The sequence below is a fragment of the Delftia sp. WSY_7 genome (genome assembly GCF_043104845.1).
GTDB lineage: Bacteria > Pseudomonadota > Gammaproteobacteria > Burkholderiales > Burkholderiaceae_C > Comamonas > Comamonas tsuruhatensis.
Window position 1 is genome coordinate 306,835 of record NZ_JBICLB010000055.1, and the last position, 25,319, is coordinate 332,153.

Consider the following 25,319-nt stretch of genomic DNA (forward strand, 5'->3'; position numbering starts at 1 on the left):
TCGAGAGTGGCGGGTTTCAATGTCTCATGCAGCCGGCTGGGGCGGTGTCTGCTGCGCCGGCTGCCCCGCAGGATTTGCCGGCATGTTGCGCACATGCAGGTCCAGCTGCGGGAAGGCCACGGCAATGCCAGCGTCCTTGAGCCGGTCGTTGACGCGGCGGTTGAGGTCGTGGCGCACGGGCAGGCGGTCTTCGACCTTGCCCACGTAGGCGCGCAGCTCGAAGCGCTGGCCGTTGCCTTCCAGCGCCATGAACCAGCAGTTGGGCTCGGGCTCGCGCAGCACCTGGGGGTGCTCCCTGGCAATGTCCAGCAGCATGTCGCGCACCTGCTCGGGGTCGTTGCCGTGGGCCACGGGCACGTCGATCACCAGGCGGGTCACGTCGTCGCTCAAGGTCCAGTTCGTCACCTGGCCGGTGATGAAGGTCTTGTTGGGGATGACGATTTCCTTGTTGTCGAAGTCCAGCACCGTGGTGGCCCGCGTGCGGATGCGCGTGACGGTGCCGGTGAGGGTGTCGATGGTGATGACATCGCCCACGCGGAAGGGCCGCTCCACCAGCAGGATCAGGCCCGAGACGAAGTTGGCGAAGATCTCCTGCAGGCCGAAGCCCAGGCCCACGGTGAGCGCCGCCACCATCCACTGCAGCTGGCCCCAGCGCAGGCCCAGCAGCGTGAAAGCGCTGACCGTGCCCGCGATGGTGATGGCGTAGCGCGCCAGCGTGGCCAGGGTGTAGCGCGCGGAGCTGCTGATGCGGTTGGAGGCCGACAGCGTCACTTCCAGCAGGCCCGGCAGGTTGCGTGCAAAGCTGAAGGTCAGCAGCAGGATCATCACGCCCAGCAGCGCGTCCATCAGGCTCACGGGGGCGGCATGCGCGATGCCGTCGGCGCCGGTGTTGGTGGTGTACCAGAGCACCACGCCTTCGGAGCGCAGCAGCGCAGGCAGCACGGGCAGCCAGGCGTAGACCAGGGTCAGCACGACCAGCACCTGCTGCAGCAGGCCCAGCAGCCGGTGCGCCTGGGCGCCCACGGTGACCAGGGCCATCTGGGTGGCTTCGTCGGTGGGGGCCTTGCCGGTGTCCACTCCCGAGCCGCTCTGGGCCAGCCTGGCGGCTTCGCGCAGCCGGTTCAGCGCCAGGCGCCGCTCGCCCAGCAGCAGCCAGCGCCGCAGCAGGTTGACCACGACCTCGACCGCGCCCAGGAACACGAAGCTGGCCATCAGGGCCTGGATGACTTCGGTGGCCGTGTAGACATAGCCGAGCACGATGCCCACGGCCAGCGCGCTGAGCATGAGCATCAGCACCACGCTGACGATCTGGCCCCAGTGGATGCCGGGCCGCTTTTGCTGCATGACACGGCGAAAGTACAGCCAGGCCATCCAGGCCAGGCCCAGCGACAGCATGAGGATGGAGATGCGCCCCCAGGTGCTGATGGCGTGGTTGTCATGGCTGTAGAAGGCCAGGCCGCCCAGCAGTTCGGCAGGCACGATCAGCCAGGCGGCGCGGCGCACCATCTGGCGCAGCATCTGCACGCGAGCGGCCGGCCAGCCGAAGTGGGCCAGTGCCAGCCCGCCTGGGCAGAACAGGGCGTTGAGCAAGGTGGCCACGAAGATGAAATCGCTGAGCTGGACCAGGGTGGCGCCCAGCGGCTCCAGCGCCGTGCCCACGGTTTCGGGGCCTTGCAGCAGGCTGCCCAGCGCCGCGGCCGCAAAGCTCCAGGGCAGGGTGTAGAGCAGGCTCCAGCCCAGCGCCAGCAGGCTCAGCCCGAAGTGGTCGCGCATGAAGTCGCCCACGCGCACGGCGATGGACTGCAGCTGGCGCAGCGCGTAGCGGCGCAGGCCCAGCAGCAGGGCCACGATCAGGCCGACGGCGCCAAAGGCCCAGGGATCGTTCCAGATGCTGGCGGCCAGGGCGCGCGCGGTTTTCCAGGGCGAGCTGCTGCCTTCGATGTCCTGCTCCAGCGCCTGCCACTCGCTGAGCCAGGTACGGTCCATGGGGCGGTGGCTGGGGAACCACAGCAGCTCCTTGTCCAGCACCTGGCGCAACTCATTGCTGCTGCGCAGGGCCGCGCGCAGTGCGTCGTCGGTCTGCTCCAGCACGGCGATGCGGCGCAGCAACACCGGCTGCAGTTGGTCGGTGAGTGCCACCTGCCGGGCCAGCAAAGCGGTCTGCTGGGCAGATACCGTGGCGTTGGCGGCCGGCTCCGGTGCCGCCACGCCGCCTGCATCCGCAGCGTCGGCCGGGGCCTGTGCCGCCGTGTCCGCGCCAGGGTTCTGGCGCCATTTGCTGGAGTTGAACAGTGTCAGGCGCAGCTCGGCCAGCTGGCGCTGCACGGCCCGGTGCCTGGCCTGCAGGGTGCTGCCGGAGGACAGCTCCACGCGCTGCTGCCACAGCCACTGGCCCACGGCCGCACTGCCACCGCCCAGCCGCAGGCGTGCCTGGGTGTCGCGCAGCGTGGCGCTCAATTGGTCGCGGACATATTCGTCATTGGCCAGGGTCTTGCGCTCCTGCGCCAGTTCATTGGAGTTCTTGAGGATCTGCGCGGCCAGCGCCGCATTGCGCTGGGCCAGGTCGCGTATGGCGGGATCGGCGGCGGAAGCGTGCTGGGCGGCCAGCTCCATCTCCTGCACCTGCTGCTCCAGTTGCTGGCGGCTGCGCTCGGCAATGCGCTGGGTCAGCCAGGCGGCGCGCGGCATGCGCTCCAGCAGCTCGCGGCGCTGGGCCTGCAGCTGGGCGGCCAGCAGGCGCTGGCGGGCTTCGATGGTGGACTGCTCTTCCTGTCGCAGCGCCAGCTCCAGCAGGGCGCGGCGGTGCTCTGCGCTGCGCCTTGCCTGGCGTGCCTGGGTGAGGTCGGGGGCTTCGCCGGGCTCGGCCGTCACGGGCTCGGCGTTTTCCTGGGCGCGCTGCTGCAGGATGGACAGGTCGATCCGTCCCGGGCCGGGCTGCGAGACCAGGTTGGCCTGGTCGGCCGCGGATTTCTCGATGCCGGCCTTGAGGGCGGCAATGGCATCGCGCTCATCGGCCAGCAGGCGTTCCAGCACTTCCTGGCTGGCGTTGGCGGGAACGCGTTCCTTCCAGCGATCGAACAGGCTGCCCAGCTGCTCGTCGCTCAGCGGCGCGGGCAGGGCCGGCACGGGCGTGCGTGCCCTGGCACGCATGCGGTCCAGCTCCTGGGCCAGCGCATCGGCTTCCTTTGTGGCCGAGGCGGCGGCATCGAGCTGGGTCTGAATGGCGTTGCTTCGTTCCTTGTCGGACGCGGAGCCACCGCCCAGGGTGCCCTGCAAGGCACCCAAAGGGCCTGCTGCCGGTGCGGCCTTGGCCAGGCCCGGTGCCAGCAGGGCCAGCAGCAGGCACAGGGCCCACAGCAGGTGCATCGGCGTGACGGCAGCCAGTTTGCGCGATGGGCGACCGGCGGCAAGTAGGGGGTTGTCGGCAGGAGACATCGGTTCTGAATTCGGGCCTGTGCCGCTGTGTGAGTGCGGACTATCATTTGTCAAAAGTGGGAGCGTGAGGCGCTGTATTCACGGGCCTTGCTGCAGGCCCGGCTGGCTCAAGCCCCTGTCCCGGCGCCGCAAAAAGCGGGGTAGTCCAGGAACCTGACATTGTGACCTCGCGCGCAATGCAGACATGTGGGACGTATGAGCTATTCAAAGCGGATGCAAGGTGCTACAACAGTTCCACACGGTAGCGAATGCCTTGCAACTTCGCGGCACTGTTCGCCCTCGGGTGCCGCCGGGAGAGGTCGTATGGATGTCATCAGCAACTCGGCTGCACGTTACGTTCGCCTTCGCGAAGAAGAGATGTCGCTGGACGAATTTCTCGCCCTGTGCCAGCGCGATCCCATGGCCTACGAGGGCGCCGCCCAGCGCATGCTGGCGGCCATAGGCGAACCCGAAATGGTGGACACGCGCAATGATCCGCGCCTGTCGCGGCTGTTTGCCAACAAGGTCATCCGGCGCTATCCGGCCTTCGCCGAGTTCTACGGCATGGAAGACTCCATCGAGCAGGTGGTGAGCTTCTTCCGCCATGCGGCCCAGGGCCTGGAAGAGCGCAAGCAGATCCTCTATCTGCTGGGCCCCGTGGGCGGTGGCAAGAGCTCCATCGCCGAGCGCCTCAAATACCTGATGCAGAAGGTGCCGTTCTATGCGCTCAAGGGCTCGCCCGTGAACGAGTCGCCGCTGGGCCTGTTCGACCCCGTGGAGGACGGGCCGCTGCTGGAGGAGCAGTTCGGCATTCCCCGGCGCTGCCTCAACCATGTGCTGTCGCCCTGGGCCGTCAAGCGCCTGGAGGAGTTGGGCGGCGACATCCGCCAGTTCCGCGTGGTCAAGCGCTATCCCAGCATCTCCAGGCAGGTGGGCATTGCCAAGACCGAGCCCGGCGACGAGAACAACCAGGACATCTCCAGCCTGGTGGGCAAGGTGGACATCCGCAAGCTGGAGAACTTTGCCCAGGACGATACCGATGCCTACAGCTACTCGGGCGGCCTGTGCCTGGCCAACCAGGGCCTGCTGGAGTTCGTGGAAATGTTCAAGGCGCCCATCAAGGTGCTGCACCCGCTGCTGACGGCCACGCAGGAGAGCAACTACAAGGGCACGGAAGGCTTTGGCGCCATTCCCTTCGACGGCATGGTGCTGGCCCACAGCAACGAGAGCGAGTGGAAGGCCTTCCGCAACAACCGCAACAACGAGGCCTTCCTGGACCGCGTCTACATCGTCAAGGTGCCTTACTGCCTGCGTGTGTCGGAGGAGGTGCGCATCTACGAGAAGCTGATCCGCGAGTCGTCCCTGGCCAGCGCCGTGTGCGCGCCCGGCACACTCAAGATGATGGCCCAGTTCGCCGTGCTCACGCGGCTGAAGGAGCCCGAGAACTCCAGCATCTTCAGCAAGATGCAGGTCTATGACGGCGAGAGCCTCAAGGACACGGACCCGCGCGCCAAGAGCTTCCAGGAGTACCGCGACTATGCGGGCGTGGACGAGGGCATGTCGGGCATCTCCACGCGCTTCGCGTTCAAGATCCTGTCCAAGGTCTTCAACTACGACAGTACCGAGGTGGCGGCCAACCCGGTGCACCTGATGTATGTGCTGGAGCAGCAGATCGAGCGCGAGCAGTTCCCTGCCGAGCTGGAGACCAAGTACACCAGCTACATCAAGGAATACCTGTCGCCGCACTATGCCGAGTTCATCGGCAAGGAAATCCAGACCGCCTATCTGGAGAGCTACAGCGAGTACGGCCAGAACATCTTCGACCGCTACGTCACCTACGCCGACTACTGGATACAGGACAGCGAGTACCGCGACAACGATACCGGCGAGGCCTTCGACCGCAACGCGCTCAACGCCGAGATGGAGAAGGTCGAGAAGCCCGCGGGCATCGCCAATGCCAAGGACTTCCGCAACGAGATCGTCAACTTCGTGCTGCGCGCGCGGGCCAACAACCAGGGCAAGAACCCCAGCTGGACCAGCTACGAAAAGCTGCGCGTGGTGATCGAGAAGAAGATGTTCTCCAATACCGAGGAGCTGCTGCCCGTGATCAGCTTCAACGCCAAGGCCAGCGCCGAGGATGCCCGCAAGCACGAGGACTTTGTCACCCGCATGGAGGCCAAGGGCTATACGTCCAAGCAGGTGCGCCTGCTGTGCGAGTGGTATCTGCGCGTTCGCAAGAGCAACTGACGGGTGGGTGCGCCGCCCTTCGGCGCGCCCGGGCTGGGGGGAACAGATGGCATTGCAAATCATCGATCGCAGGCTGGCCGGCAAGAACAAGTCGGTGGGCAACCGCGAGCGCTTCGTGCGCCGCTACAAGGCGCAGATCGCCGAGGCGGTGCGCCGCGCGGTGGACAAGCGCGGCATCCGCCACATGGAGGAGTCCGAGAGCGTCTCCATCCCGCGCAAGGACATCCGCGAGCCCGTGTTCCACCATGGGCAGGGCGGCGTCCATGACACGGTGCACCCGGGCAACACCGAGCATGTGCGCGGCGACCGCATTGCCCGGCCGCAGGGCGGCGCAGGCGGCGGCGGCTCCCAGGCCAGCGACAGCGGCGAGGGCGAGGACGACTTCACCTTCACCCTGACCAAGGAAGAGTTCATGGAACTGTTCTTTGAAGACCTGGCCCTGCCGCGCCTGCTGCGCACCCACATCGGCAACACCATGCAGTACAAGACGCGCCGCGCCGGCTACAGCCACGACGGCACGCCGCACAACCTGGCGCTGCTGCGCACCATGCGCGGCGCCCTGGGCCGGCGCATTGCGCTGACCAAGGCGCCGCACCGCGAACTCAAGGCACTGGAGGAGCAGCTGCAAGCGCTGCTGGCGCAGGACGATGGCACCAGCGAGGCGGCGGCCGAGCTGCAGCAGCGCATCGATGCGCTGAAGCTGCGCATGGGCACGGTGGCCTTTCTCGACCCCATCGACCTGCGGTTTCGCAACCGCACGCGCGTGCCTGCGCCCATCAGCCAGGCCGTGATGTTCTGCGTGATGGATGTGTCCGGCTCCATGGACCAGGACCGCAAGGACCTGGCCAAGCGCTTCTTCATCCTGCTGTACCTGTTCCTGACGCGGCACTACGAGAAGATCGACATCGTCTTCATCCGCCACCACACGCAGGCGGCCGAGGTCAGCGAGGACGAGTTCTTCCACTCCCAGGAAAGCGGCGGCACGGTGGTCAGCAGTGCGCTGGTGCTGCTGGACCAGATCATCCGCGCGCGCTACCCGTCCGGGGACTGGAACATCTACGTGGCCCAGGCCAGCGATGGCGACAACTTCGGCGACGACGGCTCCAACTGCCGCAACCTGCTGGTCGACAAGATCCTGCCGCTGGTGCGCTACTTCGCCTATGTGCAGGTGGTGCAGGAAGAGCAGAGCCTGTGGCAGGAGTACAGCCAGGTGCTGCCGCTGTTCTCGCACTTCGCCATGCGCAAGGTGTCGGACGCCAGCGAGATCTACCCCGTGTTCCGCGACCTGTTCAAGAAAGAGGGGGTATCGGTATGAACCTCTCTCACTATCCCGTGCTGGCGCCCCGCCATGCCACGCCGCAGTGGAAATCCCATCTGGCCAGCGAACGGGCCCAGCGCATCGTGCCCTCCGCGCCGCTGCCGGCGGGGGAGCGGCCGGCCGAGCCTCTGCCCGATCCCAGCGACTGGACCTTCGAGCTCATCGAACGCTATCACGCGGCGATTGCGGCCGCCGCCGAACGCTACGGCCTGGACACCTATCCCAACCAGCTGGAAGTGATCTCGGCCGAGCAGATGATGGACGCCTACGCCAGCGTGGGCATGCCCGTGGGCTACCGCCACTGGAGCTATGGCAAGGAGTACATGGCGACGGAGCGGCGCTACCGGCGAGGCCACATGGGCCTGGCCTACGAGATCGTCATCAACTCCAATCCCTGCATCAGCTATCTGATGGAGGAGAACACCACCGCCATGCAGGCCCTGGTGATCGCCCATGCGGCGTACGGCCACAACAGCTTCTTCAAGAACAACTACCTGTTCGGCATGTGGACGGATGCGGGCAGCATCATCGACTATCTGGTCTATGCGCGCGACTTCATCTCCCAGTGCGAGGAGCGCCACGGCCTGACGACGGTGGAGCAATGGCTGGACTCCTGCCATGCCCTGTCCAATCTGGGCGTGGACCGCTACCGCCGCCCCTCCAAGAAAAGCCTGGCGCGCGAGCGGGCCGAGCGCGAGCAGCGCGAGGCCTATGCCCAGCAGCAGGTCAACGAGCTGTGGCGCACCCTGCCGGCCCGCCCGGGCAAGGACAGCGCGGCGCAGCACAGCGAGCGCTTTCCCAAGGAGCCCGAGGAAAACCTGCTGTACTTCATCGAGAAGAACGCCCCGCTGCTGGAGCCCTGGCAGCGCGAGATCGTGCGCATCGTGCGCAAGATCGCCCAGTACTTCTACCCGCAGCGCCAGACCCAGGTGATGAACGAGGGCTGGGCCACGTTCTGGCACTACACCCTGCTCAACACCCTGTACGACGAAGGCTGGCTGACCGACGGCGTGATGATCGAATGGCTGTCCTCCCACACCAACGTCATCTACCAGCCGCCCGCCGGACACCGCGCCTACAGCGGCATCAACCCCTATGCGCTGGGCTTTGCCATGTACCGCGACATCCGCCGCATCTGCCAGGACCCCACCGAGGAAGACCGCCGCTGGTTCCCCGACCTGGCCGGCACGCCCTGGCTGCCGGCGCTGCACCATGCCATGCAGAACTTCAAGGACGAGAGCTTTGTCGGCCAGTACCTGAGCCCACAGCTGATGCGCGACATGCGGCTGTTCGCCATCCATGACGACGCCAGCGAACGCGAACTGCTGGTCAGCGCCATCCATGACGACGACGGCTACCGCACCCTGCGCCAGACGCTGTCGCAGCAATACGACCTGGGTGCGCGCGAGCCCAATATCCAGGTCTGGAACGTCAATCTGCGCGGCGACCGCTGCCTCACCCTGCGCCACACCCGCTACCAGGGCCGGCCGCTGTCCGACGATGCGCTGGAAGTGCTCAAGCACGCAGCGCGCCTGTGGGGCTTTGGCGTGCAGCTGGAAAGCGTCAACGGCGATGGCGACGCGCCCGTGCTGCTGCACTCGGTGCCCGCTCCACCGGCCTGATCCTCCTGCCTGAGCCAGCCAGCCCCTAGCGCAGCGTGCCCACGTACTTGCGGTTTTCCGCGCGTTGGCGCATCAGCTCGCCGGCGCGCTGCATGAGCGGCGAGCGCTCGGCGGGCCCGGCCAGAGCGGCATTCCAGGCCGCTTCGAAGCGATGGGTCCATTCCACCAGTTCGGGCGTGCTGCGCGCCCCTTCCTGCTCCCGTGCGAAGCGGATGATTTCGGCGGCGTACTCGGCATTGGCCGCCAGCCATTCGGTATCGGTCACGCGGCCGCAGCTTCTGCGCAGCAGCACATGCAGGTGCGCGGCGATGGCCAGGAGTTCGCTTTCGGGCATGTAGTGGCACTCCTTCGGTTTGACGATCATCGGGCGATCGGGTGCCGGGCCGCTTCGCGGCCCGGCCGTTCATCCACTCAGGCGTTCGCGGTGCAGCGCCAGGTCCAGGCCCTGCAGTTCGCTTTCCTCATCCACGCGCAGGCCGATCAGCATGTCCAGCAGCCACAGCAGCGCCGCCGTGGCCACCAGCGTGAACAAGGCCACGGCCAGCACGCTCACCGCCTGGGTGAGCACGCTGGCCTGCACGCCGCCGATCTGCGGGCTGGCAAACACGCCGGTCAGCAGCGATCCCACGATGCCGCCCACGCCATGCACGCCAAACACATCCAGCGAATCGTCCGCACCCAGCAGCCGCTTGAGGCCCGTGGCACCCCAGTAGCAGGCGACACCGGCGATCAGGCCGATACACAGCGCCGACAGCGGCGTCACGAAACCGGCTGCCGGCGTGATCGCCACCAGGCCGCCGACCAGCCCCGAGCACAGGCCCAGCAGCGTGGCCTTGCCGCGCACCACATACTCGGCCAGCGACCAGGCCAGGGCGCCCGCGCTGGCGGCAATGTGGGTGACGGCCAGCGCCAGCGCCGCCCGGCTGTCCCCGGCCAGCGATGAGCCGGCGTTGAAGCCGAACCAGCCCATCCACAGCAGGGCCGCGCCCATCATGGTCAGGGCCAGGTTGTAGGGCTCGAAGGGCTCGTGCCCGTAGCCGCGGCGCGGCCGCAGGAACCAGGCGCAGACCAGCCCGGCCATGCCCGCGTTCACATGCACCACGGTGCCCCCGGCAAAGTCCAGCGCGCCCATGCGCGCCAGCCAGCCGCCCGGCTCCCACACCCAGTGCGCCACCGGGGCATAAACCAGCAGGCTCCACAAGCCCACGAAGATCAGCATGGCACCGAAGCGCATGCGCTCCACCCAGGCGCCCACCAGCAAGGCGGCGGTGATCACGGCAAAGGCCAGCTGGAACATCGCATAGGCTGCTTCGGGCACATGCGGCGCCAGGTGGCTCACGGCCACCAGGCCCTTGGCGGCGTTGAAATCCAGCCCCGCGAACCAGGCGCGCGAATCACCGCCTATCCACGCATTGCCGGGCGTGAAGGCCAGCGAATAGCCCAGTGCGAACCACAGAATGCTCACCAGGCAGGCAATCGCCACCACGCTGGCCATGGTGTTGAGCACGTTCTTGCGGCGCACCATGCCCGCATAGAACAGCGCAATGCCGGGCAGCGTCATCAGCAGCACCAGCACCGTGGCCGTCATCAGCCAGACCGTGTCCACGGCGCTGAGGGATTCCACCGCCACCAGCGACGGCCGCGTGATCGCCTGCTCGGCCGCCTGCGCCGTCTGCGCCGCACCCAGGACCGCGACCCATCCTCCCGCCACCAATGTTCTCAATGCCCGTGCGCACCTGTGCATGCAATGACTCCCTTGTTTGTTGTGGTCATGGGGCCGTCTGCCGTTGCCGCCATGGCTGCATTGGCCGGCCTGCAGCGGCCTTGCACAAGTCGTGCCAGCGCAGACGGGGCCCTTGGGGGCCGTGCGATGCAGCCGGAACACCAAAACGGGAAAACCGCGAGTCAAAACAGGGCAGCCGGGCGGGCGGTGCACCATCGGCGTGCGGTGGTGCAGCTCTTAAACTGCCGGCATGAATCGAAGAAATCTGATGTGCGCCGCGCTGCTCGCCTGTCTGTCACAGGCGGCGCTGGCGGCTGCCGAACTGCAGGACAGGCCCGAGTGGGCCCGCTTTTTTGCCGATGCCAAGGTCGATGGCAGCATCGTCGTGGTCGATGCCAGAGGCCCGGCCGAAGCCGTCTACGTCCACAACCGTGAACGCGCGGTGAGGCGCTACTCGCCCGCTTCCACCTTCAAGATCCCGCACAGTCTGTTCGCGCTGGACGCCGGGCTGGTGCGGGATGAATTCCAGCGCATTGCCTGGGATGGCGTGAAGCGCCAGTTGCCGGCCTGGAATGCCGATCAGGACCTGCGCTCGGCCATGCGCAACTCCACCGTCTGGGTGTACGAACGCTTTGCCGGGGAACTGGGCAGCGCGCGCGAGGCTGCCTACATGCGCAAGATCGACTACGGCAATGCGCTGGCCACGGGCGAGGCGCCTTTCTGGGTGGAGGGCGACCTGGCCATCTCGGCGCTGGAGCAGGTCGCCTTCCTGCAGCGGCTGTACCGCAATCGGCTGCCATTGCCGGTGGAGCACCAGCGGCTGGTGAAGGACGTGATGGTCAACGAGGCCGGCGCCGACTGGATACTGCGCGCCAAAACCGGCTGGACGGGCCGTATCGGCTGGTGGGTGGGCTGGGTGGAATGGCCTGCCGGCCCCGTGTTCTTCGCCATGAACATGGACACGCCCCACCGGCTGGCCGACCTGCCCAAGCGCCAGGGCATTACGCGCGACATCCTGCGCTCCATCAACGCGTTGCCCAAGGCGCCGTAGCGCGGGGGACAAGGCCCATCAGCCCATCAGCCCTGGAGGCCGCTTGTCGGCCTTTCGCTCCACGGGGTTGGCGGTGAGCCAGTTGGAGGGGTACTGGCGCATGAACTCGCGGGCCTTTTCCACGCGCGCGTTGAGCCAGGCGTCGTAGGCGCCTTCGTTGAGAATCGCCGGCATGCGCTTTTCCGCGCCGGGCTGCTGGTAGCGGTGCAGCAGCGCATGGCTGTTGGCGTTGACCGTGAGCAGGGCGTAGCTCAGCAGCACCTCGCCATCCGGGCCCGTCCACTGCGCCCACACGCCGGCCACGCCCATGGGCTTGCCGTCGATGCGCGAGATGCGCGTGGGCAGGGCCTTGCCGTTGCGGTAGTCATCCTCGAAAAAGGCGGCCATGGGCACGATGCAGCGCTGGCCATTGAGCCAGGCATCGCGGAAGGCCTGTGCCGTGGAGACGGTCTCCGAACGCGCATTCACCAGCTTGAGCGCGCGCAGCCGTCCATCGGAGGCCGACTTCACCCAGTGCGGCACCAGGCCCCATTGGGCGGCAACCAGCTCGCGTGCGGGCGGTGCCGCAGGCGCGGGCGGTGTGTCGGAAGCGGAGGGTTCTTGCTGTCCGGTGGCGGCATCCGCGGCCACGGCGACGCTGCGGATGAAAAAGCCGGACTTGCGCGGTGTCATGTTGCGCTCGCTGGCGGCAGGCGCCTCCACGCCGAAGGCGTCGCGGTAGGCGTCGGCTTGCGACAGTGATTCGTAGTGGGTACTCATGCGCGGATGGTACCTGCGTGCCAGCGCAAAGTCGGGCGTCAGACGGTAATGGTCCCGGTCAGATAACGCGCGCAATGGCCGGCCACCTCGACGCTGGCATCGGTCACCTCGCAAAACAGCGTGCCCGTGCGGCGAGAGGCCTGGTGGCCGATCAGACGGTTCTTGCCCAGCCTGCCCGCCCAGTAGGGCGCAAGCGCCGCATGGATGGAGCCCGTGACGGGATCTTCCTCGCCGCCATTGGCGGGCCAGAAATAGCGGCTGACGAAGTCATGGGAGGCGCCCGCATCCGCAGGCGCCGTCACCACCACGTCCAGCGGGCCCAGCGATTTGAGGCGCTCCAGGTCCGGCTTGACGGCTCGCACCTGGTCTTCGGTTGCGTAGACGGCCACGTAGGCCTGCTGGTTCACGAGATAGGCCGTGGGTGCGGGCGTCAGGCCTTCGCGCAGTGCGGCGGGCACCTCATCCAGCGGCTTGGCATCGCGGCGCGGGAAGGTCATGACGATGCGTCCGCCATCCTCCTGCGCGGCCGTGACCTTGCCCACGGCGGCGGCCCAGAACGTGATGCTGCGCAGCGCCGGGTCGGCCTCGAAGAGCACGAAGGCGCTTGCCAGCGTGGCATGGCCGCAGAACGCGATCTCGGTCAGGGGGGAGAACCAGCGGATCTCGAAGGCGTCGCGCTCGGCACTCCAGACCAGGAACGAGGTCTCCGAAAGATTGTTCTCGGCGGCAATGGCCTGCAGCGTGGAATCGGCAAGCCATGCATCCAGGGGAATGACGGCGGCCTGATTGCCCTTGAATCGTTCCGATGTGAATGCGTCTATGACGTGGATGGGGAGTTGCATTTGCAAAAGGCCTTTGGGTCGGATTCGTGTGCAGCCCGTCATTGTTGTCTCTGTCTCCAATGGCTGCGCGCGGATTCTACGGTCCGGCAGGGCAATGGCCGGGAATGGGCCAGGCATTGCGGCTGATGCACTGGGGTACCGTCATTTCTGGAAAACCCTGTGTAGTTTGCAAGTGCTTGTGAAAATAGAATGAAGATTCGTTCTACGATCATTTCCCATGCAAGACGAGGCCTGGACCTTCTTCCCGCATGCGGGTTCGCGCCATGTGCAGACGCTGCGCGTGGCGCTCAGGCTGTTCGTGGAGCGGGGCTTCTTCAATACCTCGATACAGGACCTGTGCGCCGAGGCCGGCGTGTCCATCGGTTTCTTCTACAACCACTTTGCCGACAAGGAAGGCATTGCGCGCGAGCTGTACCGGCATTTGCTGGCGCGCATGAATGTGCTGCTTGACGATATCGAGGAGCGGCACGCGGGCAGCGCCCAGCGCTGCCGCGAGGTGCTGCGCATGCTGTTCGGGCTGGCCGAGGCCGAGCCCGAGGCCATGGGCTTCGTGGTCAATGCGCGCCACCGCGAGTTTCTGCCCGACGAGCAGGCCATCTGCTCGGCCTCAGCCTTCGTGCGCATGCGCGGCTTTGTGTTCGCCGGCATGACCGATGGCGAGATCCGCCAGATGGAGCCCATGGTGGCGGCCAGCCTGATGTACGGCAGCGCGATCCGCATGATCTGCCTGCGGCTGGACGGCATCATCGACACGCCCATAGAGCCCCTGTTCGACGCGCTCTGGGACGGGGTGTGGCGATCGCTCAAGCCTGACTGAGCGGCGCATTTTCCGGCGCGGGCGCCGTGCGGCGCCAGCGGTTGTTCCACTGAGGCGAAAGCACAAGGAGTCGCAGGGATGGCGCATCACATCTTGATCATCGGAGGGGGCATTGGCGGCACCATGACCGCCAACCACCTGGTCAGCAAGCTGTATCCGGAGGTGGTCACGGGCAAGGTGCGCATCACCATGCTGTCGAATTCGCCCTGGCACTACTACAAGCCTGCCTTCATGTACGTGGCCTTCAATGCCTTCTTCCGCGACGAGTTGCGGCGCAGGCAGCGCGGCCTGCTGCGGCCCGAGATCGACTTCCAGGTGGAAGAAGTGGAGCGTTTCGACTTTGCGCTGCAGGCCGTGCACTGCAGGAGCGGCAAGCGCTTCGGCTACGACCATCTGGGGATCTCCACGGGCTGCGTGCCCTCGCCCGAGCGCATCGAAGGCCTGGCCGAGGCCGGCGACCACTTCTACCAGCACGCGCCCGCGCGGCAGCTGGCCGACAAGCTGGCGCGCATAGAAAAGGGCCGCATCTTCGTCACCGTCACCTTTCCCAAGACGCCCAATGTGCCGCACCAGTGCGGCATCGCGCCCATAGAGACCACGCTGATGCTGGACGACCTGCTGCGCCGGCGCGGCGTGCGCGACAAGGTGGAGATCGTCTACACCTATCCCACGGTCTCGCAGCTGCTGCGCAACTGCCTGTTCCTGCAGAAGGACACCTGCGAGATCCTGCCCACGGTGTTCGAGCAGCGCGGCATTCGCCACCAGCGCGGCTTCACGCTGGCGCGCGTGGACCCCGAGGCCAAGGTGGCCCACTCGGAGGAGGGCCAGGCCGAGGACTTCGACATCCTCATGGCCACGCCGCCGATACGCGCCGTGCAGGCCGTGCGCGACGGCGGCCTGTCGCAGGCGCAGGATGGCGAAGGCTGGCTGCCCACCGACCACGAGACCATGCAGGTGCTGGGCCAGAGCCATGTCTATGTGCTGGGCGATACGGTGGACCTGCCGGTGAGCAAGGCCGGCGGCGCCTGCCACAACCAGTCGCCTGTGGTGGTGAACAACATCGCCTCGCAGATCCGCTTCGGCCGCACCAGCGATGCCTACGACGGGCGCGTGGTGGCCATCGCCCAGATGGGCCTGGACGGCGGCATGCCGCTTTGGTACGACTACTAGGTCGACGTCAAGCCTACGCCGCCGACCAAGGTCGGCTCGATGATGCGCAAGGGCTTCAACCGCGGCATGTACTGGGCCGTGGCCCGCGCCCTGGTCTGAGGCCAGGGCCTTTGCATTGTCATTCCAAGCACGAAGACAAGGAGCACCGAGATGAACATCGCTTCCGACATTCCCGTGGCGCAGCCCGCCGCCGGCGGCCTGCTGCAGGACGACGCCGCGCTGCAGGGGCTGGCCGAACTGATGGGCAAGCTGGAGCCGCTGCTGGCGGGCCGGCGCCTGAACCGCGTGGTCGATCTGCTGTCGGCCACGGCGGACCTGGTGGACATGGCAGACGACTACATGGTCGAGAAGGTCGCCAAGGCCTTCGAGGATGGCGTGGGCGGGGCCTGGGCCGCGGGCAATGCCGCGCGCATGGCGGCGGCCCAGGTGCACGCCATGGAGGAAACGCCCACCCTGATCGGCCTGATGCGCATGGCACGCGAGCCCGATGTGCGGCGCGGCCTGGCCTTCATGCTGGCCATGGCCGGCGCGCTGGGGCGCCAGCATGCCCACGATCCCATCGACTACGCGGCGGACTGAAACGCAGGGCCGAGCCACGGCCGCCCGGCAGCGCACGGGCTGCGGTGGTACAAACGCCGGGGGCGGATGTGATCCGCCCCTTTCTTTTTGCCCATTGCCCGCCATGCCTTCCTCCTGTTCCTTGCCGGTGCTGCCGGCCGCTGTCCCTGACCATTGCAGGCCCCGCCGCACCGAGGGCAGGGCATGACCGCACAGCACCTGAGCCGTGGCGACTGGGCGCGTGCGCTGCTGGTCATCCTGATCTGGGGCACCAACTTCGTGGCCATGAAGTTCGGTCTGCTGACGCTGTCGCCCATGCTGCTGAGCGCGCTGCGCTTCGTGGTGGCGTCGCTGCCCTTTTTGCTGTTCGTGCGCCCGCCCAAGTCGGTGGGCTGGCGCTATCTGGCCGCCTATGGGCTGGTGCAGGGCGTGGGCCAGTTCGGCATGCTGTTCCTGGGCCTGAAGCTGGGCATGCCGGCGGGCATGGCCTCGGTGGTGCTGCAGACGCAGGCCTTCGTCACGCTGCTGCTGGCCGCCTTCCTGCTGGGCGAGCCCGCGCGCCTGTGGCATTGGCTGGGCCTGGTGGTATCGCTGGGCGGGCTGGTTGCCATTGGCAGCGCCCATGGCGAAGGCGACAACGCCATGACGCTGGCCGGCTTTTTGCTGACCGTGGGCGCAGCCTGCATGTGGGCCGTGTCCAACATGATCACGCGCTATGCGGCGCGCAGCGGCCCCTACGAGCCTTTCCCCTTCATCGTCTGGAGCAGCATCTTCCCCATTGCGCCGCTGATGGCCCTGGCTGTCTGGACCGATGGCGCGGATACGGTCGTGCAGCAACTGGCGGGGATCGACCTGACCGCCGTGGCCTCCATCCTGTACCTGGCGCTGCTGGCCACGCTGCTGGGCTACGGCCTGTGGACGCGCCTGCTGCAGCGCTATGCGGCCGGCACGGTGGCGCCGCTGTCTCTGATGGTGCCCGTGGTAGGCCTGGTCTCGGCCATGCTGCTGCTGGGCGAGCGGCCCACCTTCATGCAGTGGATGGGCACGCTGGCCGTGCTGGCGGGCATGGTGATCAACCAGTTCGGCGGGCGCTGGCTGGCGGGGCGGGCGCGATAGGGGAACAGGCGCCAGGGGGATGGCCGGGGCCGGTGGCAGGAGGCCGGCTTTGCATTTCTTTAAATGACTCGGGTAATAAAAATCATTATCATTACCGCTCTTTGAAAGGCGGCGTGCTTCAGGCGCGCGGCCAATGCCCGGCGCCGCACAGACCTTGAACTGTTGTGGCGCCTTTGTCCGTCCGGGCCTGCGCTGCGGCCACGGCGTCCATGACGGGCAACGATCCGCAAGAAAGGTCATCCCCATGCAAGCCTCGACCCCGGGAGGGTCCTCTCCATCCCTGCTGCGCTACCGCGTGGCCGTGGCCTCGCGCGCCTTGGCGGCGATCGGCGGCGGCTATCTGCTGTCGGCCGCCTGCGCCGCCACGGGCGCGCGCGCCATGGTCTGGCTGGGCGTGGAACGGGCCGATGCGGCGCTGGGCTCGACCCTGCTGGCCTTCATCATCTACGCCGTGGCGGCCATGTGGGCCTTTGGCTGCGCCAGCGCCTGGCGCGCCTGGGCCGTGATCGGCCTGCCGGGCGCGGGCCTGGGACTGCTGGCCTGGGTGCTGTCGAACGGAGCCGCCGCATGAGGGCAGACGGCAAACCCGAGGGACTGCGCCAGTCCATGTCCTGGCTGCACACCTGGAGCGGCCTGCTGCTGGGCTGGCTGCTCTACGCGGTGTTCTTCACGGGCACCCTGAGCTATTTCCGCGACGAGATCAACGACTGGATGCGGCCCGAGCTGCACGGCTCGGTGCAGGATGCCGATACCGCGCAGCGCGCACTGGAGGCCATGCAGCGCATCGCGCCGGAGGCCACGACCTGGACGCTGGGCCTGCCCGGCCCGCGCCAGGTGGCGGTGGCCGCATCCTGGCGCGAGCCCGGCGCCGCCACGGGCCGCGCAGGCACCAAACGCGCCGAGATCGACGCCGCCACGGGCGAGAAGCTGGAGCCGCGCGAGACACGCGCTGGCAATTTCTTCTACCGCTTCCACTTCGAACTGCACGCCATGCCGCGCATCTGGGGCCGATGGATCGTGGGCTTCGCCACCATGCTGATGTTCGTGGCCATCATCACGGGCGTGATCACGCACAAGAAGATCTTCACGGACTTCTTCACCTTCCGCCCGCGCAAGGGCCAGCGCTCCTGGCTGGATGCGCACAACGCCACGGCCGTGCTGGCATTGCCGTTTCACATCGTCATCACCTTCAGCGGCCTGGTGCTGCTGATGTTCATGCTCATGCCCTGGGGCATACAGGCGGCCTACAACGGCGACACCAATGCCTACTTCGCCGATGTGCGGGGTGCGCGCGGTCAGGCGGCCAACCAGGGCCCGGGCGCGCGCGGTGGCAAACAGGAGCGCCAGGCCGCCGCGCTGGCCGATATCGCGCCCATGATGGCCGAGGGCGCACGCCGCTGGCCCGAGCACGGCGTGGGCAGCATTACCGTCAACGCGCCCGGCACCTCGCGCGCGGTGGTCGAGCTGCGCGAAGGCGGCGGCATGAGCCTCATCAACCGGGGCCAGTCCGAGACCCTGCGCTTCGACGGCTTGACCGGCCAGTTGCAGGCCAGCCCCGAGGCGCCCGCCATCTCCTGGGTGCGCGCCACCAGCAACGTGATCACCGGCGTGCACCTGGGCCGCTTTGCAGAGCCCGCCACGCGCTGGCTGCTGCTGCTCAGCGGCGTGGTCGGCACCTTCATGGCCGCGTCGGGCATGGTGCTGTGGGTGGTCAAGCGCATGCCCGAGCGCCGCAAGTTGGGCCGCACGCCCTTCGGCCACCGTCTGGTGGAGGTGCTCAACGTGGGCTCCATCGCGGGCCTGTCGGTGGCCGTGGCCGGCTTCTTCTGGCTCAACCGCCTGCTGCCCGTGCCCATGCAGGGGCGCGCCGACTGGGAAATCAACGGCTTCTTCATCATCTGGCTGCTGTGCCTGCTGCATCCGCTGCTGGTCTCGCACCGCAATGCCTGGCTGCAGCAGATGGCGCTGGCCGCCGTGCTGTATGCGCTGCTGCCCCTGCTCAACCTGCTGACGGGCGGCGCATCGCTGGTGCAGACCCTGGCCAACGGGCAGTGGAGCATCGCCAGCTTCGATCTGCTGATGCTGGGCCTGGCCGCCATCCACGGCGTGGTGGCCTGGTGGCTGCTGCGCGGCAAGCCGGCAGCGGCTGCATTGCCTGCAGCCGCCCGCACGCAAGCCCGTGCCGCCAGCCATGCCCCAACGTTGGAGCGCGCGTCATGATGATTCTTGCCGCCTTTTTTCTGGCCTTTGCAGGCTTTGCCGTCGTCGCCGCTTCCATGGACCGGCACCAGGACCAACTGGGCACCGAAGGCCTGGCGCCCGCGCGCCTGAACGCCTGGCGGCTGGCCGGCTACGCGCTGTTGGCCCTATCGCTGGCGCCCTGCCTGCTGCGCTGGAATGCCTCGGTGGCCGTGGCCGCCTGGCTGGGCCTGCTGACCTTTGCCGCGCTGGCCCTGGGCCTGCTGCTGACCTATGCGCCGCAGTTCGCGCGGCGTGTGGCGGCCGCTGCAGCGGCGGCGGGGCTGCTGGCCTGGCTGGTGGCTGGCTGATTCAATAGGCGGCAGCTGCCTGCTGTGCAGGCGCGGCCGCCGGCGAATCATCGAACTGCCCCCGCAGCCTGCGCGCCGCATTCGCAAACAGCAGCACATCCACGCCCACGGCCACGAAGCTGCAGCCCAGGTCCAGGTAGCGGCGGGCCAGGGCGGGGTCCGAGGTCAGGGTGCCGGCCGCCTTGCCGCTGGCGATGATGGTCTTCATGGCGGCTTCGATGGCGGCCTGCACCTCGGGGTGGCCGGGGTTGCCGCGGTGGCCCATGGAGGCGGCCAGGTCGGCGGGGCCGATGAAGACGCCGTGCACGCCGTCCACCGCGCAGATGGCTTCAAGGTTGTGCAGCGCGGCCACGGTCTCGGCCTGCACCAGCAGGCATACCTCGTCGTCGGCCACCTGCAGGTAGTCGGCGCGTGCGCTCCACTGCGATGCGCGGCCCACGGCGCTGCCCACGCCGCGCACGCCCAGCGGCGGGTAGCGCGTGGCGGCCACCACGGCGCGCGCCTGTTCGGCCGTGTCCACCATGGGCACGAGCAAGGTGGTGGCGCCTATGTCCAGCATTTGCTTGATCAGGGCCGTGCTGCCTTCGACCACGCGCACCACGGCCTGGGCCGGGTGCGGGGCCACGGCCTGCAGCGCGGCCAGGGTGCTGCGCACGTCGTTGGGCGCGTGCTCGCCGTCGATCAGCAGCCAGTCATAGCCGCAGGTGGCGGCCGCCTCGGCCAGGTAGGGGTCGGCCATGGACAGCCACAGGCCGATGCGGGGCTGGCCTGCGGCCAGGGCGGTCTTGAAGGGGTTATGGGCTGGCATGGTGTCCGGTGATTTCGTTGAGGGAAAGATTCAGTCCAGCAGGCCCTGGCAGACGTACTTGGTGTGCAGGTAGTCGTCCAGGCCGTGGGTGGAGCCCTCGCGGCCGTAGCCCGATTCCTTGACGCCGCCGAAGGGCGCTGCCTCGGCGGCCAGCGCGCCTTCGTTGATGCCGACGATGCCGGTCTCCAACGCATCGGCCATGCGCCAGATGCGGCGTGCGTCGTTGCTGTAGAAGTAGGCGGCCAGGCCGAAGGGTGTGTCGTTGGCGGCAGCGATGACCTCGTCCTCGCTGTCGAAGACGGTGAGCGGCGCCACGGGGCCGAAGGTTTCCTCGCAGGCGCAGGCCATGGAGGCATCGGCGCCCGTGAGCACGGTGGGCGCGTAGTAGTTGGCGCCCAGGGCGTCCAGGCGCCTGCCACCCGTGAGCACACTGGCGCCGCGCGCCACGGCGTCCTGCACATGGCGCTCGATCTTTTCCACGGCGCGCGCATTGATCATGGGGCCGATCTGCGAGGCCGGGTCGCTGGCCGGGCCCACGTGCAGCGCGGCCACGCGCGCGGCCAGCTTCTGTGCAAACGCGTCGTGCACGCTGCGGTGCACGAAGACGCGGTTGGGGCACACGCAGGTCTGGCCGCCATTGCGGAACTTGGCGGCCATGAAGCCGTCGACGGCGGCATCGATGTCGGCGTCCTCGAAGACGATGAAGGGCGCATTGCCGCCCAGCTCCAGCGAGAGCTTCTTGAGCGTGTCGGCGCTGCGCCGCGCCAGGTGCTTGCCCACGGGCGTGGAGCCCGTGAAGGTGATCTTGCGCACGCGCGCGTCGTCCAGCCAGACATCCACCACCTCGGGCGTCTTCTCGCGCGAGGCCGTGACGATGTTGAGCACACCGGCCGGCACGCCCGCCTCCTGGGCCAGCAGCACCAGGGCCAGTGAGGTCAGCGGCGTGTCTTCCGCGGGCTTGCAGACCACGGTGCAGCCGGCGGCCAGCGCGGGCGCGATCTTGCGGGCGATCATGGCGGCCGGAAAGTTCCAGGGCGTGATGGCGGCCACCACGCCCACGGGCTCGCGCAGCGCAAACATGCGCCGGCCCGGCACGGGCGCGGGAATGATCTCGCCGTTCATGCGCGTGGCCTCTTCGGCAAACCATTCGATGTAGCTGGCCGCGTAGGCGACCTCGCCCTTGCCCTCGGCCAGGGGCTTGCCCTGCTCGCGGCTGATGAGGCGGCCCAGGTCGTCCTGGTGGGCCAGCACCAGGTCGTTCCAGCGCTTGATGATGGCGGCGCGCTGTTTGGCGGGCGTCTTGCGCCAGGCGGGGAAGGCGGCATGCGCGGCGTCCAGCGCGGCGCGGGCCTCGGCGGCGCCGGAGTCGGGCACCTCGGTGATCGGTGCGCCCGTGGCGGGGTCGGTCACGGCCAGGCGCGGGGCGGGAGCGGCGGGCGTGGCAGTCGCAGTGGTAGTCGCGGTCGTCCATTGGCCGGCGATGAAGTTGGCGCTGCGCAGCAGCTCGGGGCGGGTCAGGGTCAGTGGCATGGAATCGGTGGATGCAGGTGTTGTAAGGGGCGGCTCAGCTCACGATGCCCAGGTGCCAGGGCACGAACTCATGGTCGCCCAGGCCCAGGGCCTCGCTCTTGGTGGGCTCGCCGCTGGCGTGGCGCAGGATCTGCGCGAAGATGCGCTGCCCCATCTCGGGCACGCCGCATTCGCCGTCCACGATCAGGCCGCAGTTGATGTCCATGTCTTCCTCCAGGCGCCGGTACATGGGCGTGTTGCTGGCCAGCTTGATGGTGGGCGCGGGCTTGCTGCCGAACATGGAGCCGCGCCCCGTGGTGAAGCAGATCAGGTGCGCGCCGCTGGCAATCTGGCCCGTGGAGGCCACGGGGTCGTAGCCCGGCGAGTCCATGAACACAAAGCCCGGCTCGGTGATGGGCTCGGCATATTCGTAGACGGCGCGCAGCGGCGTGGTGCCGCCCTTCATGGCCGAGCCCAGCGATTTCTCGAAGATGTTGGCCAGGCCGCCGGCCTGGTTGCCGTGGCCGACCACGCCGTTGAACTGCGCGTTCTGGCCGGCCGCGTAGCGCTCCCACCATGCCAGGCGGTCCAGCAGCTTCTGGCCCACGGCAGGTGTGATGGCGCGGCGCGTGAGCATGAATTCCACGCCATGGATCTCGGGCGTTTCCGACAGGATGGCCGTGCCGCCGTGGCGCACCAGGATGTCCATGGCCGCGCCCAGGGCCGGGTTGGCCGTGATGCCCGAAAACCCGTCCGAGCCGCCGCACTCCAGCCCGATCTTCAGGTGGCTGGCACTGACCGCGCTGCGCCGCGCGGCGTCGGCCTCGGGCAGCATCTCTTCGATGGCGCGGATGCCCGCCTCGATGGTCACGCGCGTGCCGCCCACTTCCTGCATCACCAGGGTGCGCATGAGCCGGCCTTCGCTCAGGCCCTGCGACTGCACCAGGGCATCGACCTGGTTGCGCTCGCAGCCCAGGCCCACGATGAGCACGCCGGCCAGGTTCGGGTGGCGCGCATAGCCGGCCAGCGTGCGGCGCAGCACATCGAAATGCTCGCTGGGCGAGGACATGCCGCAGCCGCTGGTCTGGGCGAAGGCCACCACGCCGTCCACGTTGGGGAATGCCGCCATGCGCTCGGCCGTGAAATGCGCGGCAATGCGCTTGATCACCGTGGCCGAGCAGTTCACCGACGACAGGATGCCGATGAAATTGCGCGTGCCCACGCCGCCGCCAGCGCGCACAAAGCCCTGGAAGCTGGCGCGCTGCGCCTCGGGCACATAGTCCACGGGCCGCACATCGGCGCCGAAGGCCGGGTCGCGGTAGTAGTCCACGATGCGCAGGTTGTGGCTGTGCACATAGTCGCCGGCCTCCAGCTCGCGCATGGCCACGCCGATCACGGTGTCGTACTTCTTCACCTGCTCGCCCTCTGCGATGCGGCGCGCGGCGATCTTGTGGCCCGCAGGCACCTGGGCGCGGGCGCGCACGCCCAGTTCGGGAATCTCCTGGCCCAGCGACAGAGCGGTCCTGGCGACCAGCACGTTGTCGTTGGGATGCAGGTGCAGCAGGGGGCTATCGGTGCGGGACATGCGGGGCTTTCATCGGTGTGGGTTCGCGGGCTGTCAGCCCTTCATCAATTCGCGCAGCTTGAGCTTGTCGATGAGCACGGTCTCCTTCTGGTAGACCGTGTTCACGTATTTCTCGTAGTCCGGGCCATCCAGGTACAGCAGCGGCGCGTCCAGCTTCTCGGCCACGGACTTGAACTCGGGGCTGGCCACGGCGGCGCGGAAGGCCTCGCGCAGCCTGGCCGCCACGGCCGGGTCCAGGCCACGCGGCGCGCCGATGCCGTTGGGCGCATCGACCACCACGTCGTAGCCGCATTCGCGCAGCGTGGGCACGTCCTTGAAGCGCGCCGTGCGCTGCTCGCCCCAGGTGGCCAGCAGGCGCAGCTTGCCGGCCTCCACATGGGGGGCCCAGGAGCTGGAGTCGGCCAGCGCATCCACATGGCCGCCCAGCACACCCTGCAGTGCCTCGGCGCCGCCCTTGTAGGGCACATGGTTGAGCTGTATGCCGGCCACGCCCGCAAACTCCTCCATGCCCACATGCGTGGCACCGCCCACGCCTGCATGGGCATAGGTCACCTGGCCGGGCCTCGCCTTGGCGGCGGCCACGAAGTCCTTGAGCGTCTTGAACGGCGAATGGGCGGGCACGGCAATGCCGAAGGTCTGGCCCGAGGTGCGCGCGATGTAGGTGTAGTCCTTGCGCGGATCGGCCTGCAGGCTGCCCAGTTGCGAAAAGCGCGTGACCGAGATGGGAATCTGGCCGATGGTGTAGCCGTCCGCCCTGGCCGAGGCCAGCGCCTTGGCGCCGATCATTCCCGAGGCGCCCGCGCGGTTCTCCACCGCGATCGGCTGGCCCAGCAGCTTGCCGGCCACGGTGCACAGCGCGCGCATGGACTGGTCGGCCGTGCCGCCCGCAGGCCAGGGGCAGATGAAGGTGATGGGGCGTTCGGGCCAGTTCTGGGCGAAAAGAGGTCCGGTGGCTGCCAGTGCGCTGGCGCCGAGGGTGGCGAGCACGAATTCGCGCCGGCTTGCATGGCGTGTGCGTGGGGTGTTCATCGCTTGTCTCCTGTATTGGCTTTTTGCAGCCCTGTGATCCGGGCCTTGGGCTGACTGGCGCGATTGTTCAGTGCCTGATCATGACAATCCAATGAAAAGATAGACTGGCTTCATAACCTCAAAGCTATGAAGACCCCATGAGCAAGATAGACCGCGTGCTGCGCTCCAACCTCAAGCTGCGCCATCTGCAGCTGCTGGTGGCGCTGGACCAGTTCCGCCACCTGGGCCGCGCCGCCGAGTTCCTGGCCGTGACCCAGCCCGCCGTCTCCAAGACCCTGGCCGAGATAGAGCGCATGCTGGACATGACGCTGTTCGAGCGCTCCACGCGCGGCACCGAGCCCACGGCGGCCGGGGTCAGCATGGTGCGCTTTGCGCGCTCGGTGCTGGCGGGCTTCGAACGCACGCGCGATGAAATGGCGGCCGAGGCCAGCGGCACACGCGGGCGCACCAGCGTGGGCGCCATGGTCGTGGCCACGCCCGTGCTGCTGGCCCGGGCCGTCGAGCAGTTGAAGGCGCGATCGGCCCAGACCACGGTGCTGGTCGAGGAGGGCGATCTCACGCGGCTGCTGCCCAAGCTGCGCATGGGCGAGCTGGACCTGTTCGTGGGCCGGCTCGAACCCGGCTATGCCTCGCCCGACCTGGAGACCGAAGCCCTGTACGACGAGCCCATGGTCGCCGTCGTGCGCCCCGGCCATGCGTTGCTGGCGCAGCCTGCGAGCTGGCAGGCGCTGGCCGACATGCCCTGCGTCATGCCCCCGCCCTGGGCATCGCTGCGCGTGAAGCTGGAGCAGCAGTTCTTCGCCCACGGCCTGCATCCGCCGGCCGATCTGGTCGAGTCCGCCTCATTCCTGTCGCAGATCAGCTTCCTGCACCAGCGCGGCGCCGTGGCCTTCATGGCGCGCGGCGTGGCCGGGCATTTCGCGCAGCAGGGGCTGGTCGCCGTGCTGGACCTGCCCGTGCCCATCGACCTGCCCCCCGTGGGCCTGATCACCCTGCGCGGCCAGCCGATGACGGCGACGACGCGGTTGCTGGTGGAGTGTTTGCGGGCGGTGGGGCGCAGCCTGGCAACGCGCTGATCCTGCGGCTGCGGCTGCGGCTGTGGCTGTGGCTGCATTGGCGCTGCGCCACCGGCGCCGCCGCATTCGGCATGATGCTCTGTCCCTCCGTGGCCTGCACCGCATGCTCGCTGCCGCCGTGCTCCA

The 25,319-nt window shown here is 68.0% G+C and carries 20 protein-coding genes and 1 pseudogene; 12 read left to right on the plus strand and 9 right to left on the minus strand.

The genetic code is table 11. The features are described from left to right. Positions 1 to 24: 24 nt before the first annotated feature. The gene (locus ACF8ME_RS28170; RefSeq protein ID WP_392419210.1) at positions 25 to 3,366 is read right to left on the minus strand and encodes a mechanosensitive ion channel domain-containing protein; all 3,342 of its coding nucleotides are present in this window, start codon (positions 3,364 to 3,366) and stop codon (positions 25 to 27) included. A 372-nt stretch (positions 3,367 to 3,738) separates the two neighbouring features. Between ACF8ME_RS28170 and ACF8ME_RS28175 the strand changes: the two genes are divergently transcribed. Genes ACF8ME_RS28175 through ACF8ME_RS28185 form a run of 3 tightly spaced genes read left to right on the plus strand, consistent with a single transcriptional unit; the run spans position 3,739 to position 8,601 of the window. Next, the gene (locus tag ACF8ME_RS28175; protein ID WP_016449756.1) at positions 3,739 to 5,661 is read left to right on the plus strand and encodes a PrkA family serine protein kinase; all 1,923 of its coding nucleotides are present in this window, start codon (positions 3,739 to 3,741) and stop codon (positions 5,659 to 5,661) included. A gap of 46 nt (positions 5,662 to 5,707) precedes the next feature. After that, positions 5,708 to 6,976: a YeaH/YhbH family protein gene (locus ACF8ME_RS28180; protein WP_016449755.1), complete on the plus strand. Its 1,269-nt coding sequence runs from the start codon at positions 5,708 to 5,710 to the stop codon at positions 6,974 to 6,976. Further along, a complete protein-coding gene (locus tag ACF8ME_RS28185) occupies positions 6,973 to 8,601 on the plus strand; it encodes a SpoVR family protein (RefSeq protein WP_047469867.1) in 1,629 nt (542 codons plus the stop codon). The genes ACF8ME_RS28180 and ACF8ME_RS28185 overlap by 4 nt, the downstream gene beginning before the upstream one ends. A 25-nt stretch (positions 8,602 to 8,626) precedes the next feature. Here the strand turns inward: ACF8ME_RS28185 and ACF8ME_RS28190 are convergent, their stop codons facing one another. Together ACF8ME_RS28190 and ACF8ME_RS28195 are read right to left on the minus strand one after the other, a co-directional pair. Continuing rightward, positions 8,627 to 8,935, minus strand: coding sequence for a hypothetical protein (locus tag ACF8ME_RS28190; RefSeq protein ID WP_016449753.1), 309 nt, complete (start codon positions 8,933 to 8,935; stop codon positions 8,627 to 8,629). A gap of 69 nt (positions 8,936 to 9,004) precedes the next feature. After that, positions 9,005 to 10,345 (minus strand): ammonium transporter, encoded by a 1,341-nt coding sequence (locus ACF8ME_RS28195; protein ID WP_392419211.1) that lies wholly within the window; start codon positions 10,343 to 10,345, stop codon positions 9,005 to 9,007. A 229-nt stretch (positions 10,346 to 10,574) separates the two neighbouring features. Between ACF8ME_RS28195 and blaOXA the strand changes: the two genes are divergently transcribed. Then, the gene (blaOXA, locus tag ACF8ME_RS28200) at positions 10,575 to 11,375 is read left to right on the plus strand and encodes a class D beta-lactamase (protein ID WP_392419212.1); all 801 of its coding nucleotides are present in this window, start codon (positions 10,575 to 10,577) and stop codon (positions 11,373 to 11,375) included. 18 nt (positions 11,376 to 11,393) lie between these two features. Here the strand turns inward: blaOXA and ACF8ME_RS28205 are convergent, their stop codons facing one another. Together ACF8ME_RS28205 and ACF8ME_RS28210 are read right to left on the minus strand one after the other, a co-directional pair. Beyond that, positions 11,394 to 12,134 carry an SOS response-associated peptidase gene (locus ACF8ME_RS28205; RefSeq protein WP_017406928.1) on the minus strand — a complete coding sequence of 247 codons (741 nt, stop codon included), beginning with the start codon at positions 12,132 to 12,134 and terminating at the stop codon, positions 11,394 to 11,396. Positions 12,135 to 12,172: 38 nt separating this feature from the next. Next, positions 12,173 to 12,976: a PhzF family phenazine biosynthesis protein gene (locus ACF8ME_RS28210; RefSeq protein WP_392419213.1), complete on the minus strand. Its 804-nt coding sequence runs from the start codon at positions 12,974 to 12,976 to the stop codon at positions 12,173 to 12,175. Positions 12,977 to 13,193: 217 nt separating this feature from the next. Between ACF8ME_RS28210 and ACF8ME_RS28215 the strand changes: the two genes are divergently transcribed. The 7 genes and pseudogenes from ACF8ME_RS28215 (at position 13,194) to ACF8ME_RS28245 (ending at position 19,186) form a co-directional block, all read left to right on the plus strand. Continuing rightward, on the plus strand, positions 13,194 to 13,793 hold the full coding sequence (locus ACF8ME_RS28215; RefSeq protein WP_012204257.1) for a TetR/AcrR family transcriptional regulator: 600 nt from the start codon (positions 13,194 to 13,196) through the stop codon (positions 13,791 to 13,793). Between the two features lie 78 nt (positions 13,794 to 13,871). After that, positions 13,872 to 15,062, plus strand: a pseudogene (locus ACF8ME_RS28220) (FAD/NAD(P)-binding oxidoreductase). Between the two features lie 51 nt (positions 15,063 to 15,113). Further along, a complete protein-coding gene (locus tag ACF8ME_RS28225; RefSeq protein WP_043822901.1) occupies positions 15,114 to 15,542 on the plus strand; it encodes a DUF1641 domain-containing protein in 429 nt (142 codons plus the stop codon). Positions 15,543 to 15,725: 183 nt separating this feature from the next. After that, entirely contained in the window at positions 15,726 to 16,637 is a 912-nt protein-coding gene (locus ACF8ME_RS28230) for an O-acetylserine/cysteine exporter (protein WP_013803501.1), read from the plus strand. Between the two features lie 244 nt (positions 16,638 to 16,881). Next, positions 16,882 to 17,208, plus strand: coding sequence for a DUF3649 domain-containing protein (locus ACF8ME_RS28235; RefSeq protein ID WP_016449744.1), 327 nt, complete (start codon positions 16,882 to 16,884; stop codon positions 17,206 to 17,208). Next, entirely contained in the window at positions 17,205 to 18,857 is a 1,653-nt protein-coding gene (locus ACF8ME_RS28240; protein ID WP_392419214.1) for a PepSY-associated TM helix domain-containing protein, read from the plus strand. Before ACF8ME_RS28235 ends, ACF8ME_RS28240 begins: the two co-directional genes overlap by 4 nt. Continuing rightward, positions 18,854 to 19,186, plus strand: a complete 333-nt coding sequence (locus ACF8ME_RS28245) for a DUF3325 family protein (RefSeq protein ID WP_392419215.1) — start codon at positions 18,854 to 18,856, stop codon at positions 19,184 to 19,186. The genes ACF8ME_RS28240 and ACF8ME_RS28245 overlap by 4 nt, the downstream gene beginning before the upstream one ends. Before the next feature lies 1 nt (position 19,187). Here the strand turns inward: ACF8ME_RS28245 and hpaI are convergent, their stop codons facing one another. From hpaI to ACF8ME_RS28265, 4 genes are read right to left on the minus strand one after another with little or no spacing between them, the layout of a single operon-like run. Further along, positions 19,188 to 19,994, minus strand: coding sequence for a 4-hydroxy-2-oxoheptanedioate aldolase (gene hpaI / locus ACF8ME_RS28250; RefSeq protein WP_392419216.1), 807 nt, complete (start codon positions 19,992 to 19,994; stop codon positions 19,188 to 19,190). A 30-nt stretch (positions 19,995 to 20,024) separates the two neighbouring features. Then, positions 20,025 to 21,524, minus strand: a complete 1,500-nt coding sequence (locus ACF8ME_RS28255; RefSeq protein WP_392419217.1) for an NAD-dependent succinate-semialdehyde dehydrogenase — start codon at positions 21,522 to 21,524, stop codon at positions 20,025 to 20,027. 34 nt (positions 21,525 to 21,558) lie between these two features. Then, entirely contained in the window at positions 21,559 to 23,088 is a 1,530-nt protein-coding gene (locus ACF8ME_RS28260; RefSeq protein ID WP_392419218.1) for a UxaA family hydrolase, read from the minus strand. A 33-nt stretch (positions 23,089 to 23,121) separates the two neighbouring features. Then, entirely contained in the window at positions 23,122 to 24,117 is a 996-nt protein-coding gene (locus ACF8ME_RS28265; protein ID WP_016453812.1) for a tripartite tricarboxylate transporter substrate binding protein, read from the minus strand. 137 nt (positions 24,118 to 24,254) lie between these two features. Here ACF8ME_RS28265 and ACF8ME_RS28270 point away from each other — a divergent pair, with 137 nt between their 5' ends. Further along, complete coding sequence (locus ACF8ME_RS28270) at positions 24,255 to 25,193, plus strand: LysR substrate-binding domain-containing protein (RefSeq protein ID WP_154834948.1); 939 nt, start codon at positions 24,255 to 24,257, stop codon at positions 25,191 to 25,193. Positions 25,194 to 25,319 lie beyond the last annotated feature (126 nt).

Coding starts and splice junctions, on each gene's coding strand:
- ACF8ME_RS28260 (WP_392419218.1), bottom strand. CDS start 23,088: ATGTCCCGCACCGATAGCCCCCTGCTGCACCTGCATCCCAACGACAAC.
- ACF8ME_RS28175 (WP_016449756.1), top strand. CDS start 3,739: ATGGATGTCATCAGCAACTCGGCTGCACGTTACGTTCGCCTTCGCGAA.
- ACF8ME_RS28265 (WP_016453812.1), bottom strand. CDS start 24,117: ATGAACACCCCACGCACACGCCATGCAAGCCGGCGCGAATTCGTGCTC.
- ACF8ME_RS28225 (WP_043822901.1), top strand. CDS start 15,114: ATGAACATCGCTTCCGACATTCCCGTGGCGCAGCCCGCCGCCGGCGGC.
- ACF8ME_RS28230 (WP_013803501.1), top strand. CDS start 15,726: ATGACCGCACAGCACCTGAGCCGTGGCGACTGGGCGCGTGCGCTGCTG.
- ACF8ME_RS28240 (WP_392419214.1), top strand. CDS start 17,205: ATGAGGGCAGACGGCAAACCCGAGGGACTGCGCCAGTCCATGTCCTGG.
- hpaI (WP_392419216.1), bottom strand. CDS start 19,994: ATGCCAGCCCATAACCCCTTCAAGACCGCCCTGGCCGCAGGCCAGCCC.
- ACF8ME_RS28210 (WP_392419213.1), bottom strand. CDS start 12,976: ATGCAACTCCCCATCCACGTCATAGACGCATTCACATCGGAACGATTC.
- ACF8ME_RS28190 (WP_016449753.1), bottom strand. CDS start 8,935: ATGCCCGAAAGCGAACTCCTGGCCATCGCCGCGCACCTGCATGTGCTG.
- ACF8ME_RS28270 (WP_154834948.1), top strand. CDS start 24,255: ATGAGCAAGATAGACCGCGTGCTGCGCTCCAACCTCAAGCTGCGCCAT.
- blaOXA (WP_392419212.1), top strand. CDS start 10,575: ATGAATCGAAGAAATCTGATGTGCGCCGCGCTGCTCGCCTGTCTGTCA.
- ACF8ME_RS28255 (WP_392419217.1), bottom strand. CDS start 21,524: ATGCCACTGACCCTGACCCGCCCCGAGCTGCTGCGCAGCGCCAACTTC.
- ACF8ME_RS28195 (WP_392419211.1), bottom strand. CDS start 10,345: ATGCACAGGTGCGCACGGGCATTGAGAACATTGGTGGCGGGAGGATGG.
- ACF8ME_RS28170 (WP_392419210.1), bottom strand. CDS start 3,366: ATGCACCTGCTGTGGGCCCTGTGCCTGCTGCTGGCCCTGCTGGCACCG.
- ACF8ME_RS28235 (WP_016449744.1), top strand. CDS start 16,882: ATGCAAGCCTCGACCCCGGGAGGGTCCTCTCCATCCCTGCTGCGCTAC.
- ACF8ME_RS28245 (WP_392419215.1), top strand. CDS start 18,854: ATGATGATTCTTGCCGCCTTTTTTCTGGCCTTTGCAGGCTTTGCCGTC.
- ACF8ME_RS28215 (WP_012204257.1), top strand. CDS start 13,194: ATGCAAGACGAGGCCTGGACCTTCTTCCCGCATGCGGGTTCGCGCCAT.
- ACF8ME_RS28185 (WP_047469867.1), top strand. CDS start 6,973: ATGAACCTCTCTCACTATCCCGTGCTGGCGCCCCGCCATGCCACGCCG.
- ACF8ME_RS28180 (WP_016449755.1), top strand. CDS start 5,708: ATGGCATTGCAAATCATCGATCGCAGGCTGGCCGGCAAGAACAAGTCG.
- ACF8ME_RS28205 (WP_017406928.1), bottom strand. CDS start 12,134: ATGAGTACCCACTACGAATCACTGTCGCAAGCCGACGCCTACCGCGAC.